Raw genomic sequence first — 20,177 nt, 5'->3', positions numbered from 1 at the left:
AAGAGTGAGAGCATGACGTCGTCCGAAAACCGCTCAGACTTGTCGGCATCATGCTCTATCTCCGGCAGACGGCCGTCATGGCTGCGTCGCCTATGCAGTCCGGCGAGGGCACGGTGACGCCGATCGCCCTTGCCGATTGTTCCAACGGCGCGGCCGCCGCCTCCGGCCCCGCGCTCGTCTGTGGCGCCTCGCCCGGCAGCGGCACGCGCGGGCCGATGGGCGCCGGCAACGGTTCGGAGCCTCGCGCCGGTTGCCCGCCCGGGGCGCTGCGAAGCTGAGCCGTCCGCCGCAAGCGGACCACGGCTGGCGCCGGCTCATAGCCGATTGGCATCGGACTGGCGCGATACCCGCCCTCGTCCGGATAGATCGGATCGCCGGTACGCCCGAGCGCCGCATCGGCGGGCGGCGGGGCGCCATAGGGGTTCCAGATCACGCCGTCGAAGGTGCCGGATATCGTGTAGCCGTAGACGATGCCGAGCAGCTGGCGCTCGGATGCGCGCGCATCACACAGGCGCAGACGCAGCTGGATCATGCCGAAATTGCGGGCCTGCGTATTGGCGGCCGCGCTCGAGCGGATCTGTTGCCAGGCAAAGATACAGGCGGTCGCCAGCGCGGCTTCGGCCGGAGGCATAGCCGAATGGGCCATAGGCGTTCTGCAGGAAGGTCGCCGAGGTAGCCATCGGCACGCCGGGGACAGCCCGGGCGATTTCGCCGGCAATAGCGCGCTCGTTGATCATGCTGAAGCTGGCATTGCCCGTTCCGGGATTGGCGCCGGACGCGCCGAAAAACTGGATCTTCAGAAAATTCTGGCCGGGCACCGAGGAGGACGTAAACAGCGAGACTGTCTGTTCGACACCATTGCCACGCTTGCTCTCGACGACGCTGACGATCGACGGGCCACCCGGCGGCGGCAGAACCAGCGCCTTTTCCGGCGCCACCGTTTCCGGCCCCGAAGGCTGGCGCACACCGCCTGTCGACGTGCAGCCTGCCATGATGCCCGCCACTGCCACCAGCGATATCGTCTTCCGCAAGCGCATGTCTCGAGCCGCCGCAATCGTCTTTTCAGATATCCATTCGCAAACCGGAGCGCGACGGACCTTCGAATCAACGACCACGCGGCCGTTCACCTGACATAAACCGCCGACATGGTTAATGAATGGTAAAGAGCCCGCCCCTGCTGCCACCGGAAGACTCGCACTGAACGTGATTCGAACAACTCAACCGTATGGTGCATAAAGTCGTTTGGCAACAAGCTACTGGTATCCCGCGGCCTGCGCCAAGACGGCCAGCCGGCGGCGGAACTATGCGGCATGGCCAACGTTGCCTGGATGTCCAGGGTTTAAAAAGGAGAACATCCCATGCGAAAGACCATGTTGGCTACGGCCGCCATGCTGACCATCTGCTCGGCCGCCTTCGCACAAAGCACCGTCATCGTCTCCGATCCCGCACCAGCCGGCTCCGTCGTCCTGCCCGGCGAGGTGCGCACTTACGTCATGGAGCAAAACACGCCGTCAGTTGTCTATGACGGTGAGATCACCGTTGGCGCGACGCTGCCGGATACCGTCGAAGTCCACACCGTGCCCAATGTCGACGGGTATGGCTACACGGTCATCAACGAGCGGCGCGTCATCGTCGAACCGGAGACGCACCGCGTGATTCAGGTGCTTGAATAAGGTGCTCGGGGGGCTGGAGACGCGCGTCGCGCGCGACTTCAGGTTCCCTCGTCTCCCACCCTTAACGGCATATTCAAGAGTTCGCGGATTTTATGGGCGAGCTGCTCCAGGCTGAAAGGCTTGGAGAGCAGCGAAACGCCGTGATCAAGCACGCCATTGTGGACGATGGCGTTGCGAGTGTAGCCCGTGGTGTAAAGGATGCGGATCGTCGGCCATTTTTCCTGAACGGCGTCGGCAAGCTGACGCCCGCTCATCTGCGGCATCACAATATCGGTGAAGATCAGGTCGACGTCCGCATTCTCCTCGAGAAGGACAAGCGCCTCTAGGCCGCTTCCCGCCTGCAATACGGTGTAACCGAGTTCATGCAAGCTTTCGGCGGTCATGGTACGGACGTGTTCATCGTCCTCAACCACCAGGATCGTATCGTTGACGCTGCCCTGGGGAATCGGCTGGGCGCCGGCGGCAGCGAGGCGCGCATCCGCCTTGCCGACATGGCGTGGCAGATAGATCTTCACCGTCGTTCCGCGATCGATCTCCGAATAGATCTTGATATGGCCGCCGCTCTGCTTGATGTAGCCGTAAACCTGGCTGAGGCCGAGGCCCGTCCCTTTGCCGGGTCCCTTGGTCGTGTAAAACGGATCGAAGGCGCGGTCGATCACATCAGGCGACATGCCGGTGCCAGTGTCGGTCATGCTGATCATCACATACTGGCCTGCTTCGACCTCCGAATGCATCCGCGAATATCGCTCATCCAGTTCGGTATTGGCAGTCTCGATCGTCAGATGACCGCCGCCAGGCATCGCGTCGCGCGCATTGACGGCCAGGTTCAGCATGGCGTTTTCGAGTTGGCTCAAATCGGCAAAACTCGGCCAGAGGCCGCCGGCAAGCACGGTCTCGATGCGGATATGTTCGCCGAGCGTGCGCCGGAGCAATTCCGACATTCCGCCGACCAGCTTGTTGACGTCGATCACCTCCGGGGCGAGCGGCTGCTGGCGCGAGAAGGCGAGAAGACGCGCAGTCAATACCGCGGCCCGCTGGGCCCCGTCCCTGGCATTCTGAAGGGAGTTCAGCAGGCGCGGATCCTCATGTCCGGTCATGCGCCGCTGGGCAAGATCGAGATTGCCGATGATGATCGCCAGCATGTTGTTGAAATCATGAGCGACGCCGCCTGTGAGCTGACCGATCGTCTCCATCTTCTGCAACTGGCGGACCTGCGCCTGGGCGGCGGCATTCTCGTCCATCTCGTGCCTGAGTGCGGCAGTGCGCTCGGCCACCGTCTCCTCCAGGCGGGCGTTGAAACTGTTGAGCTCGGAGCGCAGGCGGCTCTGCCTGCCATGGGCGACGATGATCATCTCCATCAGTCCGATGATGATCGCGGCATTGACCAGATAAGTCGACAGGCCAACCCATTGGCCGGCGCTGGTCGGCCAGAACGCGTCATACGGCTCGACGAAAAACTGTTGAACGACGAACGCTGCAACCATGGCCGCGACAAGGCCCGGCCCTGCGCCGCCGATGAAACTGGCGAGCAATATCGCCGGGAGGAAGGTCAGGAACGGAAAGCCGGAGAGATAATCGCTGCCGGCAAGTCTCAGAAGAAACGTCAGGCCGACGAAGGCAACGGCCAACGGATAGGTATAGCCCGGCCTGTGACGCAGCCAATCCGTGGCACTCAGCAAATCCATTCCACACCCCTTCTCACAGCGCCGTGCATCCCTTAAACACGCAAAGGACGCTGCAACGCTTTGAATTACTGCATAATTTTTTCCGTAAATCGATTCCGATTTCAGGAATTATGCGGTGGCCGTCGCCGAAACGGCCTCCCAGCTTTTGCACATCGAATTTCACCGGGCAATATGCTGTTTCCAAAGCGCGGCGCGATCCTTCAGATTCGCTTGCGGCGCCTCAGGTTTTTATGTTTACACATATCGTGTCGCAAAACCGCGTCATGGTTTTGCGCGACAGGTTTTACCACCGCTGCGCGCAGCGTCTTGACGAGCGACACAAGCGGTCCAGATAAATCTTCGTGCCGGCAAGGGAATGTGAGGATGAGGTCATGAAAGACATATTCATCGTCGAGGACGATGCGCTGATCGCCATGCTGCTCGAGGACATGCTCAGCGATCTCGGCTATCGGGTTTGCGCAACCGCGCCCGATCTGGAAAGGGCGCTCTCAGCTGCCAGAGACACGGAGTTCGACGCCGCCATCCTAGACGTCTCGCTTGCCGGCCGGAGTTCGCTGCCGGTCGCAAAGCTGCTCGACGAGCGCTGCAAACCCTACCTCTACGCGACAGGCTATGGCAGTGCACCGGAAGGCAGCACCCCAAGCACTCTGCCGGTCCTGCGCAAGCCATTCCAGCTCAGCGAACTCGAACAGGCGATGAAGCTGCTTGCCGAAGCCTAAGGAGTGTTTCCTTCAGCGCACCTGATCGAGCAGACGCTTGCACTCGAGGAGGTCGTAAAGCGCCTCCTGCAGCAGCGCCCTGTCTTCCTTGCCCACGCTCGACTTGCCGATCGAGACTTCGGGCTGATCGTCGTCTCCGGCGACGAAATTGAAGAACCGGCGGGTGATCGGCGGCTTGGCGCGGCCGACGATCTGGTCCTCCTCGGCCATGCCGACGCGGGGCTCGCCCGATCCCGTCTCCTGCACGCCCGAGGCAAGCGCCTCGACGCTGGCGAGATCGCCGTGGCCGACCGATATGACGAACTTGTTTCCGTTGGTCTTGAGAAGCTTTTGCACGCCCTTGATCGTATAGCCGTGATCATAGAGCAAATGCCGGATGCCCTTGAGAAGGTCGACATCCTCCGGCCGGTAATAGCGACGGCCACCGCCGCGCTTCATCGGCTTTATCTGGGGAAACCGCGTTTCCCAGAAGCGCAGCACATGCTGCGGCAGATCAAGATCGTCTGCGACTTCGCTGATGGTGCGGAAGGCATCGGGGCTCTTGTCCAACGTCATACTGCTACGCAACCTCGCAGGCTCGATCCAACGGCGACTCATCATATTTCAAAGGTTTGGCGCCGACAATTCAAGTCATGTGTCGACGTTGCGCACAGGGGATGAATGATGCCAGAGAAAAAAGGCCGTTCCGAGCAGGAGCAAGACCGATATCAGGGAGCCGGGTTCTGCGGCTTCAGCTTGACCTTGCGAGCGACATGCGCCTTGAGGATGCGCGTTTTCAGCACATTCGATGCCTTGAAGGTCATGACCCGGCGGGGAGAGATCGGAACCTCCTCGCCGGTCTTCGGGTTACGGCCGATCCGCTCGTTCTTGTCGCGAACCTGGAAGGTGGCGAAGGAAGAAAGCTTGACGGTTTCACCACGGACGATGGCATTGCAGATTTCGTCGATGACGGTTTCCACAAGTTCGGCGGATTCCGTCCGGGAGAGCCCAACCTTTCGGAAAACCGATTCCGCCAGGTCTGCTCGCGTCACTGTTTTTCCGGTCATGGTTTCCCCGCGCATTACAAATTATTTTGTCAAAGCAAACGAAGAGTATTTATCTTGCGCCTCACGGTCAAGCTCTTGTTCGCCGCCAGTTTTTTAGGATCCGTGCTTACCAGCGCAGCAGAACGGCGCCCCAGGTGAAACCGCCGCCCATCGCTTCGAGCATCACCAGGTCGCCCTTCTTGATGCGGCCGTCGCCGGCGGCGGTCGCAAGGGCGAGCGGGATCGAGGCGGCCGAGGTATTGCCGTGCAGATCGACGGTGACGACGACTTTTTCCGGAGCTATGTTCAGCTTCTTCGCAGAACCGTCGATGATGCGTCGATTGGCCTGGTGCGGCACCAGCCAGTCAAGATCGTCGGCGGTGGTGCCGGTCGCATCGAACGCAGCCTGAATGACATCGGTAATCATACCGACGGCGTATTTGAAAACCTCGCGGCCTTCCATGCGCAGCTTGCCCACGGTGCCCGTTGTCGACGGTCCGCCGTCGACATACAGCTTTTCCTTGTGCGAACCGTCGGAACGCAGATGCGCGGTCAGTACGCCGCGGTCTGCGGACGTCCCTTCTCCCTCGGCCGCCTCCAGCACGATCGCGCCGGCGCCGTCGCCGAAGAGCACGCAAGTCGTGCGGTCGTTCCAGTCGAGAATGCGCGAAAAAGTCTCGGCGCCGATGACCAGAACGCGTTTTGCGAGGCCGCCGCGGATATAGGCGTCCGCGGTCGTCACCGCATAGACGAAACCGGTGCAGACGGCCTGAACGTCAAAGGCGAAGCCATGGTTCATGCCGAGACGGTTCTGGATGTTGACCGAGGTCGCCGGAAACGTGTTGTCAGGCGTCGAAGTGGCGCAGATGATGAGATCGATGTCGGCAGGCGTCAAGCCGCCGTTTTCGAGCGCCGCGCGCGCGGCGGCCTCGCCGAGCGAGGCGGTCGTCTCTTCGTCGCCGGCCACGTAACGCTGACGGATGCCGGTGCGCTGGACGATCCATTCGTCCGACGTATCGACGATGGCTTCCATGTCACGATTGGTCACCACGCGCTTCGGAAGTGCGGCTCCGAACCCGCGAACCACTGAACGGATCATATTCGATTGAACCCCATCGCTCATGCCGCTTCCGGGCCCATCGGGGGCAGGCGCTTGGCATGATATTTCTTAAGATCGTTTTCTATTTTCTGATTGAGGCCGTTCTTGGCCATGTCGTAGCCGACCTCGATCGCAGCGGCAATGCCTTCGGCATTGGCGCCGCCATGGCTTTTGATGACGATGCCGTTCAGGCCGAGAAACACGCCGCCGTTGACCTTGCTCGGATCGAGTTTCTCGCGAAGCATGTCGAAGGCGCCTTTGGCAAAGAGATAACCGATGCGGGCGAGCAGCGTGCGCGACATGGCGGCACGCAGATATTCGGCGATTTGCTTGGCCGTGCCTTCGGCGGTCTTGAGCGCGATATTGCCGGAGAATCCTTCGGTGACGACGACGTCGACCGTACCCTTGCCGAGGTCGTTGCCCTCGACGAAGCCGGAATATTCGAGCGAATCGATGTTCGCCTCGCGCAACAGCCGGCCGGCCTCCTTGACCTCCTCCTGGCCTTTCACCTCTTCAACGCCGACATTCAGAAGGCCGATCGTCGGACGTTCGATCTCAAAAAGCGCGCGCGCCATGGCGCCGCCCATCAGGGCGAAATCCATCAGCTGCTGCGCGTCAGCGCCGATCGTCGCGCCGACATCGAGCACGATGCTCTCACCCTTCAGCGTCGGCCAGATCGCCGCGATCGCCGGGCGTTCGATATTGGCCATGGTGCGAAGACAGAACTTCGCCATTGCCATCATCGCCCCGGTATTGCCGGCCGAGACCGCGACATCGGCGTCGCCCGTCTTAACCGCCTCGATCGAACGCCACATGGTGGAGATATAGCGGCCGCGGCGCAGCGCCTGGCTCGGCTTCTCTTCCATGCTGACCGCAAGCTCGCAATCGTGAAAGACCGACTTTTCCTTAAGTTTCGGAAACTTGGCGAGAACTGGATCGCACTGTTCCTTAAGACCGTAAAATACGAAGTAAATATCCGGATGCCGATCCAGCGCCTTGGCAGCGCCGGGGATGACAACCTGGGGACCAAAGTCGCCACCCATGAGGTCGAGAGATATTCTGATCACGCGTCCCTGATCCTTCTTTTCGCCGAGGGGCGAAATTTCGGCCAAAATACCGGTTTTGGCGTCGCATACAACTGAATTGTGTCAAATGCCAGAGAGGCTTCAGTCCTTTTTCCAGTCCTTGAGAACCGCGAACGCGGAGGGCTTTTTGTCGTTCTCGCCGCTATCCTCGATGTGACCTTCGAACTCGACGCCCTGCTTGCGCGGATAGGGGTCGATCGCAAGAGCGGCGAACTCCGCGACCACCTCGCCGGCATCGATCGTATCGCCGACAAAGGTCTCGGGCAGATCAGGACCGTCGGGATCGAGCAGCATTTCGCCGGCGTCGTTTCCGGGCTGGCGGGCAAGCTTGGAACCCTCGGGCACGAAGATCTGCTCGAAGCTTTCATCGATGGCGGCTTCGACCGGTTCCAGCGTCACGACGCAGGACTGGATGATCTTCGCCTGCACCCGGCCCTTGACGCGCACCCCGTCGCGCTTCCAGCGGGCAATCTGCAGGTCGGCGCTCAGATCCTGGACGGAGACGACGCTCCAGGCCTCGGCAAGCGCCTTCAACTCGCTAGCGTCGGCCTCGATATGGACCTCGACGGGGTTGGCGGAGATATGGCCGACCTTCACGCGATAGGAGAAAGGAACAGCGTCCCGATCGTTTTTCATCGTTTCCTCCTTCAGACAACCGGTGGCAGCGTTGCTGCGCCGCTGGCAATCATCTCTTCCGGAACGGCAGACAAGTGGGCTTCTGCCGCCATCATCCAGCCGGCCAAGCCGGACACATCGGCGGGCGCTGGACTTTCGGGGTAGATATTGCGCTGGAGGGCGAGCGCGAGCGCTTCGCGATCGCCGGCATCCATCGCCTTCGAATAGGCTTCGAGCCGGCCGTAAAACATGCCGGCGAGTTTCTTCATGCGTTTCGGCACACTGTTATCGCCGATGCCGAGTTCGCGGATCGAGTAGTCGATGTCCTGGAAAAAGGCGTCGACGATCTCCTGGGCGATCTCCTGGCCGCTGACGGCGGAGGTGCGCGTACGGCGAAAAAACAGAATCATCACGATCGACAGCATTTCGAAACGGCCCATGACCGTATCCGGCACGTTGAGCCGCTCATAGAGATCAGGCATGCGCGCGGCGGCCGTCAGCGCCGCATATTGCCGGTCGACAATCGTCTGATTGTTGTTTTTCTTACGGAAGAGTCGTCCGAAGATCATTGTTTTTTCCGGAAATGCCTCAATCTTCACGCCGGCTGGCGCCTGGCCTTGTTGCATGATTTCGAAAGCTGGTTTACCGAAGCAGGCGCGAATTGCAATGCCGATCGTGGCCGGTTTCGGGACGACGCCTTCGAGGCGTCGGCGGAATGAATTCGGGACATTCGACCCGGAATGGCCACAATGGTTTTGCAGGAGGAAGCGTGTAAGGCCCAAACGGCTGTTATCGACACTCAAGGGAGTAGATGTCGTTGAAGAAACGGTATTTCAAGTCTGACATGAAATTCTTCAGCAACGCGGCCATTGCCTTCATAATCGCCTCCACCACTGCTCTTTCTGGCTGCCAGACCGGCACCGTGCTCAACGGCGGCTACGTCGTCGATCAGCAGTCGCTCAATCTCGTCCCGGAAGGCTCCAGCCGCGAGCAGGTCCTGCTGTCGCTCGGCACGCCGTCGACGACAGCGACCTTCGACGGTGAGGTTTTCTATTATATCTCGCAGCGCCGCACGCGCGCCGTCGCCTTCCAGAAGCTGAAAGTCGTCGACCAGACCGTTCTGGCCATCTATTTCGACAAGGACGGCGTCGTCACCCGCCGCGCCAACTATACGCTGCAGGACGGCAAGGTCTTCGATACGATCTCGCGCGTCACGCCGACCGGCGGCAAGGAACTCACCTTCCTGCAGCAGATGCTTTCCGGCGGCAGCGCCGCGAGCGCGGCCCGCAGCCTGTTCGGCGGCGGGGCCGGCGGCACGCCGCAAAATCCGAGCAGCCTGCGCTGATCGGACTGATTTCCAACAGAAACCCGCCGGATCGCTGCGGCGGGTTTTTTATGTTCGGGGTAGGATCCGCGGCGCACCGCGGTGCCTGGACCATCAACCGGCGAGAACGGCCAGCAGCAGCAGCGCGACGATATTGGTGATCTTGATCGCCGGGTTGACGGCGGGGCCGGCTGTGTCCTTGTAGGGATCGCCGACGGTATCACCGGTGACGGAGGCCTTATGTGCATCCGAACCCTTCATGTGACGCACGCCGTCCTTGTCGACGAAGCCGTCCTCGAAGCTTTTCTTGGCATTATCCCAGGCGCCACCGCCGGACGTCATCGAGATGGCGACGAAGAGGCCGTTGATGATGACGCCGAGCAGCGATGCGCCAAGCGCGGCAAAGGCCGAGGCCTTGGAGCCGGAGATCAGAAGCACGCCGAAATAGACGACGACCGGCGCCAGTACCGGCAGCAGCGACGGTATGATCATCTCACGGATAGCCGCCTTGGTCAGGAGGTCGACGGCCTTGCCGTAATCCGGCTTTTCCGTGCCCTGCATGATGCCGGGCTTCATCTTGAACTGACGGCGGACCTCCTCGACGATCGAGCCGGCGGCGCGCCCGACGGCGGTCATGGCGATGCCGCCGAAGAGATACGGAATCAGGCCGCCGAACAGCAGGCCGGCGACGACATAGGGGTTCGACAGCTCAAAGGAGATTTCGCCGATATTGGCGAAATAGGGATACTGGTCGCCGTGGGCGGCGAAATATCTAAGATCATTGGCATAGGCGGCAAAGAGCACCAGCGCGCCGAGGCCGGCCGAACCGATTGCGTAACCCTTGGTGACCGCTTTGGTGGTGTTGCCGACGGCGTCGAGCGCATCGGTCGACTTGCGCACCTCGGGCGGCAGATGCGACATTTCGGCGATGCCGCCGGCATTGTCGGTGACCGGGCCGAAGGCATCGAGCGCAACGATCATGCCGGCAAGGCCGAGCATGGCGGTGACCGCGATGCCGGTGCCGAAAAGGCCACCGAGCTGATAGGTGGCGAGAATGCCGCCGACGATGACGATGGCCGGCAGAGCGGTCGATTCCAGAGAGACCGCCAGACCCTGGATGACGTTGGTGCCGTGGCCGGTCACCGACGACTGGGCGATCGAAACGACCGGACGCTTGCCGGTGCCGGTGTAATATTCGGTGATGACGACGATTAGCGCGGTGACGACGAGCCCGACAAGGCCGCAGACGAACAGGTTGGTGCCCGTCACGTCGGCGCCGGCGACCGTGCCAAGTGAACCCCAGCCGACGGTCAGCGAGGTCGCGGCGCCGAGACCGACGATCGACAGCAGCCCGGTGACGATGAGGCCCTTGTAGAGCGCGCCCATGATCGAGCCGTTCGAACCGAGCTTGACGAAGAAGGTGCCGATGATCGAGGTGATGATGCAGGCGCCGCAGATCGCCAGCGGATAGACCATCGCCGACTGGAGGATCGGCGCGCCGGCAAAGAAGATCGCGGCGAGAACCATGGTGGCGACGACGGAGACCGCATAGGTCTCGAAGAGGTCGGCAGCCATGCCGGCGCAGTCGCCGACATTATCGCCGACGTTATCGGCAATCGTCGCCGGGTTGCGCGGATCGTCCTCGGGAATGCCGGCTTCCACCTTTCCGACGAGGTCGCCGCCGACATCGGCGCCCTTGGTGAAGATGCCGCCGCCGAGACGGGCGAAGATAGAGATCAGCGACGCGCCGAAGCCGAGCGCCACCAGCGCATCGATAACTTCGCGCGAGCCACTCTCATGGCCGAGCCCGACGGTCAAAACGGTATAGTAGATGGAGACGCCGAGCAGCGCGAGGCCCGCCACCAGCATGCCGGTGATCGCACCCGACTTGAAGGCAATGTCGAGGCCGGCGGAGAGGCTGGCGGACGCGGCCTGCGCGGTGCGCACGTTGGCGCGAACGGAGACGTGCATGCCGATGAAACCGGCAGCACCGGACAGGACGGCGCCGATCAGGAAACCGACCGCGGCCGTGACGGAAAGAAGCAGCCAGGCTGCAATGAAGACGACGACGCCGACAAGGGCAATGGTGCGATACTGGCGCGTCAGATAGGCCTGAGCGCCTTCGCGGATATAACCCGCGATCTCCTGCATCCGGCTATTGCCCTGATCGGCGGCAAGCACCGACCGGGTTGCCCAGGCGGCATAGACCACCGAGAGCAGACCGCATGCAATTACCCATAAAAGAATGGTCATTTCGCTCTTTCCTCCCACAGGCCGGAGTTCACTCCTCCTCCGGCAAATACGCCGCCGACTCGCCTTCCTCTCCACAGAAGTGCTACAGCTAAGCCGTGCGGAGATTGCGTGGTCGATTACGTGGCGTCAAGACCGCAACGGGCGAAAACCATTGCGGCGTGAAGAAAGAAATCGCGAAGATCGTATGGGGGCTAAGAGCCTACTTCTTCGCCTCGCCGCGAACCTGCTTGGCGATGCGGTCGAGCACGGCATTGACGAGCTTCGGCTCGTCGTCATCGAAAAACGCCTGCGCGATTTCGACATATTCGGTGACGATGACCGCCACCGGAACGTCCTTGCGGTCAAGGAGTTCGAAAACGCCGGCGCGCAGAATCGCACGCACGGTGCTGTCAAGCCGCGACAGCGCCCAATCATCCTGCAACGCGGCAGCGATCAGCGGATCGAGGCGGACCTGATCGCGCACCACGCCGGAGACGATGGAGCGGAACCAGCCGGCATCGGCCTTCAGGTAGGTCGCGCCGTCGATTTCCTGGCCGAGGCGGTGCGCCTCATATTCAGCCACGATTTCCAGAACGCCCGTGCCGCCGACATCCATCTGATAAAGCGCCTGAACGGCAGCAAGACGGGCAGCGCCCCGCTGGTTCGCAGTCTTGACCGGCCGTTCCGTCTTCTCGTCACTCATTCTTCATGCACCCAGTTTCTGCTTCAGCTCGATCATCGTCAGAGCTGCGCGAGCGGCAAATCCGCCTTTGTCCTTGTCCGAGCGGCGCGCGCGCGCCCAGGCCTGTTCGTCATTTTCCACGGTCAGGATGCCGTTGCCGATGGCAAGGGACTCGCTGACCGCGAGATCCATCAATGCGCGCGAGGATTCGTTCGATACGATATCGAAGTGATAGGTCTCGCCGCGGATGACCATGCCGAGGGCGACATAGCCGTCATAATGTGTGCCGCCATTGTCGTCTCCATCGAGCGACATGGCAATCGCTGCCGGAATTTCCAGCGCGCCGGGAACGGTGACGACCTCAAAGGTGGCGCCGGCCTCCTGCAGAGCAAAGGTCGCGCCTTCGAGCAGCGCATCGGCCATGTCGTCGTAGAAGCGGGCCTCAACGATCAAAATATGGGGAGCGGTCTCTCTCGGCATGGTTCACCTTCGGTTTGTGGGGCGTTTTCCACTCGGCAGGCCGCGGTCAAAACATGCCTTCATCAGAATGGCAAGCACTTTCGCCTGATGCCGCAACGCCAAAGACGAAATATCGGCAGAGAGATAGCGGCACTGCCGAGTAAGCCTTTCGATCCAGCTTCCCGGGATGCCTGGAAAACGGCAATTCGAAGGCAATTTTCATGAAGTATTTTTAGCTGATTTTCAGTGACTTAGCTCATTGACTCGCGAAGAGGACAACGCCAATTCCATGTCCTGACGCAGACGATCCCTCCAGCGCATTGCCAACGATAGAGCGTCTCGACGCCTTCCATCCGAAGCGCGGGCCTCGAAGCATGGGCGGCGTTCCTCTCCGCCCATGCCGGGGGATTTCCTGGATCAGTGCAGATGGGCATTGAATTTTCCGCCAAGATGATAGTTTCTCCTCCTGCAACAGGAGGACAGCATGGCGACGGAACCGAAAGCGGTGATCAATATCGCCGATCTCGCGCTCGATCACTGGAAACAGGGTAACTTCTACGAAGGCGCCGACGCCTCGTTCGGCGGGCTTCTTGGTCTGGCCGGCCTCGGCATCAGCTATAACGAAGTGCCGTCGGGCAAATCGAGCTGCCCCTTCCACAATCACCATGTCGAAGACGAACTGTTCTACGTGATCGCGGGCATCGGCGAATACCGCTTCGGCGACGAGCGCCATGCGATCAAGGCCGGCGACGTGCTCGGGGCGCCGGCCGGCGGGCCGGAAACGGCGCACCAGATCATCAATACCGGCACGGCGCCCCTCGTCTATCTCGGCATTTCGACGATGGCGAAAACCGAGATCGTGGAATATCCCGATTCCGGCAAGTTTCTCGCCAAGACCAATAGAGATGGCGCAAAGCCCGGGCGATTCCGCCATATGGGACGCGCGGAAAGTCCACTCGATTACTGGGACGGCGAACCCGGCGCCTGACGGCGCAGCTTCCGAAGGACCTGATGTGACCCACATTCCCACGCTCGAAACGGAGCGGTTGACGCTTCGCCCTCACCGCCTCGACGATTTCGAAGCGCATGCGGCGTTGTGGGCGAACGAAGACGTCGTCCGCTTCATCAGCGGAGCACCCTCGACGCGTGAGCAGAGTTGGGCCCGGATGCTGCGCATTGCCGGCATGTGGCATCACATGGGCTTCGGCTTTCTTGCGATCGTCGAGAAGGCGAGCGGCCGGTTCATCGGTGAAGCCGGTTTTCTCGAAGCCCGCCGCGAAATGGAGCCGCCAATCGAGGGAACGATGGAGGTCGGCTGGGCACTGATGCCGGCCGCCCATGGCCGCGGTTATGCCACCGAGGCACTGACGGCCCTGATCGGCTGGGCAGAAGTCCGATTTCCCGGAAAGGCAATGAGCTGCATCATCAGCCCCGACAACGCGGCGTCGCTGAGAGTCGCAGCCAAGCTTGGCTTCCGCGAGACGGCGCGGGCGCAATATAGTGGCGAGGTCATTCAGCTTTCGCGGTAGGGAGCCCCCGAACCGGCAGTTTAGCGCAAACCGCCCCGGCCCGATGCTCCTGGACGCGGAGTTACGAATGCCCGAGGGCGTGCCACCTTTCTTTACATCAGTGCCTCTTCAATTTGCGCAATTCTTGCTCCAAGCTGAGGGAACGAATTCTGCCAGTACCGGTAGATATTCAGCAGGTTGCGATATGAGGTAGGCAAGTCGCTTGCCGGCAAATAGCCTTTTTCAAAGGCAAAATTTAGCACGTCCTCATAGTAGGTGATTGCATAAATGAATTTCCAGTTGACCTCTGGGTTCGATGTGGCGTTCTCATGCCGCCTGAAATAGGAAAGCGGTGTAGGATGAACGACGAAATTGCCGAGCTGCGCCAGCTCCACCCAGGCTGACAAATCAATCAAGCCAGGAAACAGATTGCCTTCCATCTTATACAATCGGAATTGACCATTGCTATCGAATGCGTCCTCCTTCCGAAATAAAGCCGTTGTGTACTCTCCAACTAAATTGACATGGTTGAGAGCCGTCAACCGCAAGAAGTCGTCGCCAGAAACGATCTTGAGGCTGTCTCCGGAAGCGTTGAAGTGGTTAATGAAGCCGGTAGTATGATTTTTCCCGTCAATCAAATAACGAGGAGAAAACGAAAGGCGCGTATTTTTTTCCTGCGTCGACTCCAGCGCCTCTAGCAGGAACTGTATGCAGAAAGGGTGTAGCACGTCGTCATCGAACAGAAATTTGATGTATTCGCCTCTCGCGATTTCCACCAGTCTGCGCACATTGCTCTCGGGACCGGGATTCGGATTGCGGCTGTATTGGATAAAACCGCCGTAGTTCCTGCAGATCGCTTGGATTTCATCAGTCGGACAATCATCCGACACCAGTATTTCGACATCGGTGAAGCTTTGAGCCAATGCACTTCGCAGGCAGAGTTCGAAATAGTCTGCCTTATATGCGGGAATACAGATCGATACGCGCGGCATCGGACATCCTTGGAATTCATAAGTTGAGTTCGGGAAAGCGCAGCCTATTGCGCTCGGCCGGCTTCACACATGAGAAAGATGCTGGCGCAAAGATCCGGATAGACCTGCCCCAGCTGATAGCAACCCTCCAGATATTCACTGGAAATGATGTCCGTCTGAAGTAAGCGATCCCACTGGAAATTTGCCAGAGCTTTGAAGAAAACGCCGGACCGATGCACAACGTTCAATCCTGCCAATCTTGCATCGCGCTCCAGGGTATCCAGTGAATATGTGATGCGGTGACCATGCTCAGCTTCCGCCTTTGTGATTGCGGAATTGTGGCTTATCAAACCCATTTTGACAGCGATCTGGCGGGACGGCGCATTCGCATTCGGGCATACCAGGAAGAGCCTTCCCCCTTCCGACAGCCATTCGTCATTGATGCGCTTCAGCACGCCTACCGGATCGTCCAGATGCTCAAGAACATGTGTCAGCAGGATATTGTCATAGCGCTTGGGAAGCTTCACGTCTTCGAACACGTCATTGATAAATGTCAGGCCGTCGCCCAGTTCGTTCTGCGCGACGGCTATTGCCTCATCGGAGGCTTCGACGCAGGTGATATCGTCGAAATAAGGAACGATCCTTTTCGTGAAATCGCCTCGGAAACTTCCAAGTTCAAGCAGGCTTCCCGAGCGAAAAAAGGGCATGAAAGACTTCAGCATGTAATGATGCATGACGTCAAAATCGAAGTTGTATGCGTAGCGATGATCACTAGCATCCTTGATTTCACTGTTATAATCGCGCTTCTTCTCAGCCATCTTCTACCCCAAATCTCGCTTCATTCTCAGCATTGACTGTTCGCTATCCAGCACCACAAACCCATGTCTGCGATAGACAGTGACGGCGGCCATGTTTTTCGCCTCGACCTCGAGCCGTATGATTTCAAACCCCTTCTGCCTGGCCAAAGCCACGCTCCGTTCAAGCAATGCTCCGGCTATCCCCCTGCCGCGCCATTCTTCAAACACACTTAAATTCGTAATGAATGCCGATGTCTGTTGGGGATTGTTGCAATATATGGCCAGAAGCCCGATCAACATACCGTCAGACCATGCCTCAAAGCGCTCGGCATTGAGCAGGATTTTCAGCGCATAAGCGTCGATGTCCACGCGTGCGCGAAGTCCCTCGGCGAAAACAGTTCCACATTCATTCAAGTGGTGGGCGATGTCGCTTGCCGAAGCGAGGTTGTGGCCCCAATCCGGCGTCATGCAGCGCGTTCCAATATTGCAGCGCCGAATCCATGCCGGCCAAACTGATTTCCGTTATAGAGGAGGTAAATTGACCCATCCGCCTCAAAGACGTGCGGATAGCACAACATATCGGAATCCCATTCGCCGTCCGTGCCTTCAATCCGCAATTCAAGGTCATCGCGTGACCAGTTGATCAGATCGTGCGAATAGGCGTGGCCGATTTGATAGCCGCGTGTCTTGTTAGTGCGAAAATCCGACGATTGCCGATAGCAGAAGAACATATGATATCGATCATCGATCCGGATGACGGTCGGCAGAGCTTGGCTCTCGTCGTCACCAAGCCGATCCGGTATGATCTGCCTGGCTTCCTCCTTCTGCCAATTGACGCCGTCTGGTGAGGTCGCATGACCAATCTTATAAGTGCGATCCGGAGGCGCGCCCGGGGAGTATTCTTTCCACCCAGTCCCGAAAATGTACCACATGTGAAAGATGCCATCGATAAATTTCACAAAGCCGTCGCCGACAAGGCACGGCTCCTTGAGAGACGCCGACAAGACCGGCCCATCGCCGATCCTCTTGAACGACATCCCGTCGTCGTCACTGAGGGCAAGCCCGATTGCCGTGTCGACCGAGACGGCGACCCTTCGATTCCAGCCGCATGTGTAGCCGTAGATCTTCCCTTCGTGTCGCATCACATTAATCGGGAAGATGCCATGCTCGTCAAAGCAACCGAGTTTACCGAGTTCAATAACCGGCCTGTCGGAAACGCGAATGGCTCGCTCCAGAGTCTTGTCCATGTCGACGAACGCGACATGGCTGAGATATTTACCGTTCACGTCAGTTGCGCGCGTTGAGAAGTAGATCCGTATAAAGTCATCGAAAACGAGCGCCTGGGGCGACTGCGCAAACTCGACGCAGCCTGCGGGCAGATGATGCTGCGTGGGATCAAAGATCTTGCCCAGTTTCTTCCATCGCATCTTGGTCATGCGTCACCGAGCTTTCCATCGAGAACAGCAAGGCCGAAGCCGTTGCGTCCGACTTGATTGCCGAGATAGGCCATATAGGTCTTGCCATCCAACTCGAAGACATGCGGGTAACTAACCATCTCTTCATCCCAGCCTGTGTCGGACACCGTCAGCCCCGCTTTGCTATCGTCACGTTGCCAGTTGACCAGATCGTTGCTCGAGGCGTAGCCGATCCGGTATCCTTTTTCTTTGCCGCGATAATTCGTGCTGTGGCGATAGCAGAAGAACATGTGGTAGCGCCCGCCGGCAAAGATCACATCGGGGCTGGCCTGCGCTTCATCAATCTCGACGACAGATTCGATTAGATCTCTGTTCGCTTTCGACCAGTGCACGCCATCTTCAGAGGTGGCGAGACGGATTTTGTACACAGGCTCCGCACGCCCGTCGGCCATGATCCACTTGGAACCAGAGATATAGAACAGGTACCATCGGTCGTTAAAACGCCGAATCTTGGGACCACTCAGGACGAAGGGTTCATCCGGCGAGTACGGCACGACGGGTCCCCTGCCCGCCTTGAAGAAGGTCCGGCCTTCGTCCGTGCTCAGGGCCAATCCTATACCGACGTTGAATGGCACGGATTCGCATCGGGTCCAGCCGGCATAGTAAGCGCGTATGAGGTCACCATCCCTCGCTACGGAGATCGGATAGGTACCAAATTGATCGAACTCGCCAAGGCCGCCCAATTCCAGGACCGGACGTTCGCTGATCCGTACGATCTTAAACAAGTCAGCCCTATCAACGTCAATATAAGCAGAATGCGACACATATTGCCCCGCCTGATCTGCTGGTGGACGGCAGGAAAAGTATATTCGCACAAAATCGTCGAAAAGCAGCGTTGCAGGCGCTTGAGCAAACTCCTTAAGCCACGGACGATCAGTCACCTCCTGCGGCGTAAAGACCTTGCCTAACTTCTTCCATTTGAACATTGCTTCACCGATATTTTCTTCTTGGCAGACCGCGGGAAGGAACCACTCGACCGCACCTAAGGTTGAATGAGGTCATACGCACCCAGCATATTCCTCCGAATCTCTTCCACCGAATTGAACATGATGACATCCACAATTGACAGCCAGGGGACGAAACCAGCGCCGAACTGAGGATATTCCACACACTTCGACTTGATGAATTTCAGTTTCATACCGCGCGCAGCAAACGCGTCTTGAGAGTAAAGTTCCATACCCCCTATCGCATTCACATAGACCTCCGCGCCCGCTTTCTCGCAAAGTGCCAAAACCTTTTCCTGGGCCTTGAGATCGTGATCTATCGCTATTTCAGAGGAAACGGCGAAGTCTGTCCTGATCCCAAGATAGCCGCAGACTTCTCTGATTGAGTTGAAAATATAGAAAAAAAGATTGTTGTCGGGGAAGCCTATCGCCTGCTCGAGCACCGGGAAAGCATTGGAAAAAAAGGGCGCGCGTCGATAAGCGCCTTGAATTTGATTCAGCAGCTTGTTGCGGTCGAAGTCTGGCGACAGGCTGCGTTCGCACACGTCTAAACTATCCGGCGCGGCCTTCAGCGGCAGAGAGAATGTGGCGTCCCGGCCGTCGCGCAACATGCGGTTTCGGTTAATCCAACCCTTCTTTGTGTATTTGATATTGTCGTAGACGATGAATTTATCGACCGCACTGATCAGCTGAAAATAGCCAATGTAAGGAAAGAAGTACGGCTGCATGATAGCCAGTTTCATTTCATCTACCCCTAAGAAGCAATGATCGCGCAGACCTTGTCGACGATCTCCATTTCCATGTCGGGATAGATGGGAAGGCAGAGCACCTGCTGTGCGGCTTCGGTTGCGACCGGCAGATTCGCGGGCTGCGCGGAAGGCAGGCTGCGGTACATCGAAAAGCTTGAGATCAGCGGATAGAAATAACGGCGCGGATGAATGCCGTTTTCCTTCAGAAGCTCATAGAGCTCATCGCGCGAAATGGCATAGTCAGGGCGTACGAGGATCGGGAAATAAGAGAAGTTGGAGACGGTCTCGCCGGAACGGTGCAGACATTCTATACCCGCGACGCCGCGCAGACGCTCGCGGTATGCGGCGTCGATGAGCCCACGCCTTTCAAGGGCGAAGTTAATGTATTTCAGTTGCAGCAGGCCGAGCGCAGCATTGAACTCGCTCATCTTGCCGTTCGTGCCCGGCGCCACCACAGTCACCTCATCGACGTAACCGAAGTTCTTCAGCTGGTCGATTCGGGTCTTCGTCTTGATATCGGGGCAGATGATGGCCCCGCCTTCGAATGTGTTGAAAACCTTTGTCGCATGGAAACTCAGGATGGAAAGGTCACCGTGATTGAGAATACTTCCTCGCTGGTCTTCCACGCCGAAGGCATGGGCGGCGTCATAGATGACCTTGAGATTGTAGAGATCGGCGATCTTCTGGATCGAATCGACATCGCAAGGGTGGCCGTAGCAATGCACCGGCATGATCGCCGTCGTCTGCTGCGTGATCGCCGCCTCGATCTTCGATGGATCGAGATTGAGCGTCACCGGATCGATGTCGACGAAGACGGGCTTCAACCCGTTCCAGAGAAGCGAATGCGAAGTGGCCACGAAGGAGTAAGGCGTGGTGATGACTTCACCCGTGACACGGAGCGCCTGAAGCGCCGTCAGCAAGGCAACGGTGGCGTTGGAAAACAGGCTGATGTGCTTCACGCCGAGATGGCTGCAGAGCTCCTGCTCCAGTTGCTCGTGGAATGGCCCGCCATTGGTCAGGATGCGATTGTTCCAGATAGCTTCCAGCGAAGGGATGAATTCTTCGAGCGGCGGCAGGCTGGGCTTCGTTACATAGATCTTTTCGTTTTTCATGACGCCGTCCAAAGTTAGGCACT

At 58.9% G+C, this 20,177-nt stretch carries 22 protein-coding genes and 1 pseudogene; 5 read left to right on the top strand and 18 right to left on the bottom strand.

All coding sequences use genetic code 11. From position 1 onward, the window contains the following. Positions 1-55 precede the first annotated feature (55 nt). A pseudogene (gene bcsN / locus J2J99_RS07915) lies at positions 56-1,037 on the bottom strand (cellulose biosynthesis protein BcsN). Positions 1,038-1,358: 321 nt separating this feature from the next. Between bcsN and J2J99_RS07910 the strand changes: the two are divergent. Then, positions 1,359-1,673 carry a DUF1236 domain-containing protein gene (locus tag J2J99_RS07910; RefSeq protein ID WP_168294611.1) on the top strand — a complete coding sequence of 105 codons (315 nt, stop codon included), beginning with the start codon at positions 1,359-1,361 and terminating at the stop codon, positions 1,671-1,673. 38 nt (positions 1,674-1,711) lie between these two features. Here J2J99_RS07910 and J2J99_RS07905 read toward each other — a convergent pair whose 3' ends face one another. Beyond that, a complete protein-coding gene (locus tag J2J99_RS07905) occupies positions 1,712-3,358 on the bottom strand; it encodes a response regulator (RefSeq protein WP_168294610.1) in 1,647 nt (548 codons plus the stop codon). 371 nt (positions 3,359-3,729) lie between these two features. On the opposite strand from J2J99_RS07905, the gene J2J99_RS07900 reads away from it, so the two are divergent. Next, the gene (locus J2J99_RS07900; protein ID WP_168294609.1) at positions 3,730-4,077 is read left to right on the top strand and encodes a response regulator; all 348 of its coding nucleotides are present in this window, start codon (positions 3,730-3,732) and stop codon (positions 4,075-4,077) included. 12 nt (positions 4,078-4,089) lie between these two features. Here J2J99_RS07900 and J2J99_RS07895 read toward each other — a convergent pair whose 3' ends face one another. The 6 genes from J2J99_RS07895 to J2J99_RS07870 all read right to left on the bottom strand — a co-directional run bounded on the left by J2J99_RS07895 (position 4,090) and on the right by J2J99_RS07870 (position 8,527). Continuing rightward, positions 4,090-4,632 (bottom strand): MerR family transcriptional regulator, encoded by a 543-nt coding sequence (locus J2J99_RS07895; RefSeq protein WP_004677457.1) that lies wholly within the window; start codon positions 4,630-4,632, stop codon positions 4,090-4,092. Positions 4,633-4,784: 152 nt separating this feature from the next. After that, positions 4,785-5,123 (bottom strand): integration host factor subunit alpha, encoded by a 339-nt coding sequence (locus J2J99_RS07890; protein WP_064707073.1) that lies wholly within the window; start codon positions 5,121-5,123, stop codon positions 4,785-4,787. A 106-nt stretch (positions 5,124-5,229) separates the two neighbouring features. Continuing rightward, positions 5,230-6,201, bottom strand: a complete 972-nt coding sequence (locus J2J99_RS07885) for a beta-ketoacyl-ACP synthase III (RefSeq protein WP_168294707.1) — start codon at positions 6,199-6,201, stop codon at positions 5,230-5,232. A gap of 20 nt (positions 6,202-6,221) precedes the next feature. Beyond that, positions 6,222-7,268 (bottom strand): phosphate acyltransferase PlsX, encoded by a 1,047-nt coding sequence (plsX, locus tag J2J99_RS07880; protein ID WP_168294608.1) that lies wholly within the window; start codon positions 7,266-7,268, stop codon positions 6,222-6,224. Between the two features lie 99 nt (positions 7,269-7,367). Then, positions 7,368-7,922 (bottom strand): YceD family protein, encoded by a 555-nt coding sequence (locus tag J2J99_RS07875; protein ID WP_168294607.1) that lies wholly within the window; start codon positions 7,920-7,922, stop codon positions 7,368-7,370. A gap of 11 nt (positions 7,923-7,933) precedes the next feature. Beyond that, complete coding sequence (locus J2J99_RS07870; protein WP_168294606.1) at positions 7,934-8,527, bottom strand: ubiquinol-cytochrome C chaperone family protein; 594 nt, start codon at positions 8,525-8,527, stop codon at positions 7,934-7,936. Positions 8,528-8,712: 185 nt separating this feature from the next. Between J2J99_RS07870 and J2J99_RS07865 the strand changes: the two genes are divergently transcribed. After that, a complete protein-coding gene (locus J2J99_RS07865) occupies positions 8,713-9,246 on the top strand; it encodes an outer membrane protein assembly factor BamE (RefSeq protein ID WP_168294605.1) in 534 nt (177 codons plus the stop codon). A gap of 93 nt (positions 9,247-9,339) precedes the next feature. Here the strand turns inward: J2J99_RS07865 and J2J99_RS07860 are convergent, their stop codons facing one another. The 3 genes from J2J99_RS07860 to ribH form a co-directional block, all read right to left on the bottom strand. Next, positions 9,340-11,478, bottom strand: coding sequence for a sodium-translocating pyrophosphatase (locus J2J99_RS07860; RefSeq protein WP_168294604.1), 2,139 nt, complete (start codon positions 11,476-11,478; stop codon positions 9,340-9,342). Between the two features lie 199 nt (positions 11,479-11,677). Beyond that, positions 11,678-12,160, bottom strand: a complete 483-nt coding sequence (gene nusB / locus J2J99_RS07855) for a transcription antitermination factor NusB (protein WP_004674117.1) — start codon at positions 12,158-12,160, stop codon at positions 11,678-11,680. A gap of 3 nt (positions 12,161-12,163) precedes the next feature. Then, positions 12,164-12,619 carry a 6,7-dimethyl-8-ribityllumazine synthase gene (gene ribH, locus J2J99_RS07850; protein ID WP_004674116.1) on the bottom strand — a complete coding sequence of 152 codons (456 nt, stop codon included), beginning with the start codon at positions 12,617-12,619 and terminating at the stop codon, positions 12,164-12,166. 463 nt (positions 12,620-13,082) lie between these two features. On the opposite strand from ribH, the gene J2J99_RS07845 reads away from it, so the two are divergent. Both J2J99_RS07845 and J2J99_RS07840 read left to right on the top strand, forming a co-directional pair. Continuing rightward, positions 13,083-13,586 (top strand): cupin domain-containing protein, encoded by a 504-nt coding sequence (locus tag J2J99_RS07845; RefSeq protein ID WP_168294603.1) that lies wholly within the window; start codon positions 13,083-13,085, stop codon positions 13,584-13,586. A gap of 25 nt (positions 13,587-13,611) precedes the next feature. Beyond that, a complete protein-coding gene (locus tag J2J99_RS07840; RefSeq protein ID WP_168294602.1) occupies positions 13,612-14,127 on the top strand; it encodes a GNAT family N-acetyltransferase in 516 nt (171 codons plus the stop codon). Positions 14,128-14,219: 92 nt separating this feature from the next. On the opposite strand, the gene J2J99_RS07835 is transcribed toward J2J99_RS07840, so the two are convergent. Genes J2J99_RS07835 through J2J99_RS07805 form a run of 7 tightly spaced genes read right to left on the bottom strand, consistent with a single transcriptional unit; the run spans position 14,220 to position 20,154 of the window. Then, complete coding sequence (locus tag J2J99_RS07835; protein ID WP_168294601.1) at positions 14,220-15,098, bottom strand: glycosyltransferase family 2 protein; 879 nt, start codon at positions 15,096-15,098, stop codon at positions 14,220-14,222. 44 nt (positions 15,099-15,142) lie between these two features. Beyond that, positions 15,143-15,895 carry a class I SAM-dependent methyltransferase gene (locus J2J99_RS07830; RefSeq protein ID WP_168294600.1) on the bottom strand — a complete coding sequence of 251 codons (753 nt, stop codon included), beginning with the start codon at positions 15,893-15,895 and terminating at the stop codon, positions 15,143-15,145. A gap of 3 nt (positions 15,896-15,898) precedes the next feature. Further along, positions 15,899-16,342, bottom strand: coding sequence for a GNAT family N-acetyltransferase (locus J2J99_RS07825; RefSeq protein WP_168294599.1), 444 nt, complete (start codon positions 16,340-16,342; stop codon positions 15,899-15,901). After that, positions 16,339-17,310 (bottom strand): glycoside hydrolase family protein, encoded by a 972-nt coding sequence (locus tag J2J99_RS07820; RefSeq protein ID WP_168294598.1) that lies wholly within the window; start codon positions 17,308-17,310, stop codon positions 16,339-16,341. Before J2J99_RS07820 ends, J2J99_RS07825 begins: the two co-directional genes overlap by 4 nt. Next, positions 17,307-18,275, bottom strand: coding sequence for a glycoside hydrolase family protein (locus J2J99_RS07815; RefSeq protein ID WP_168294597.1), 969 nt, complete (start codon positions 18,273-18,275; stop codon positions 17,307-17,309). The genes J2J99_RS07820 and J2J99_RS07815 overlap by 4 nt, the downstream gene beginning before the upstream one ends. A gap of 56 nt (positions 18,276-18,331) precedes the next feature. Then, positions 18,332-19,036 (bottom strand): WbqC family protein, encoded by a 705-nt coding sequence (locus tag J2J99_RS07810; RefSeq protein ID WP_168294596.1) that lies wholly within the window; start codon positions 19,034-19,036, stop codon positions 18,332-18,334. Between the two features lie 11 nt (positions 19,037-19,047). After that, positions 19,048-20,154 carry a DegT/DnrJ/EryC1/StrS family aminotransferase gene (locus tag J2J99_RS07805; RefSeq protein WP_168294595.1) on the bottom strand — a complete coding sequence of 369 codons (1,107 nt, stop codon included), beginning with the start codon at positions 20,152-20,154 and terminating at the stop codon, positions 19,048-19,050. Positions 20,155-20,177: the final 23 nt, after the last annotated feature.

Source organism: Rhizobium binae (genome assembly GCF_017357225.1).
Taxonomy (GTDB): domain Bacteria; phylum Pseudomonadota; class Alphaproteobacteria; order Rhizobiales; family Rhizobiaceae; genus Rhizobium; species Rhizobium binae.
The sequence above is the reverse complement of the archived record's forward strand: the minus strand, read 5'-3'. Positions and strand labels throughout refer to the sequence as shown.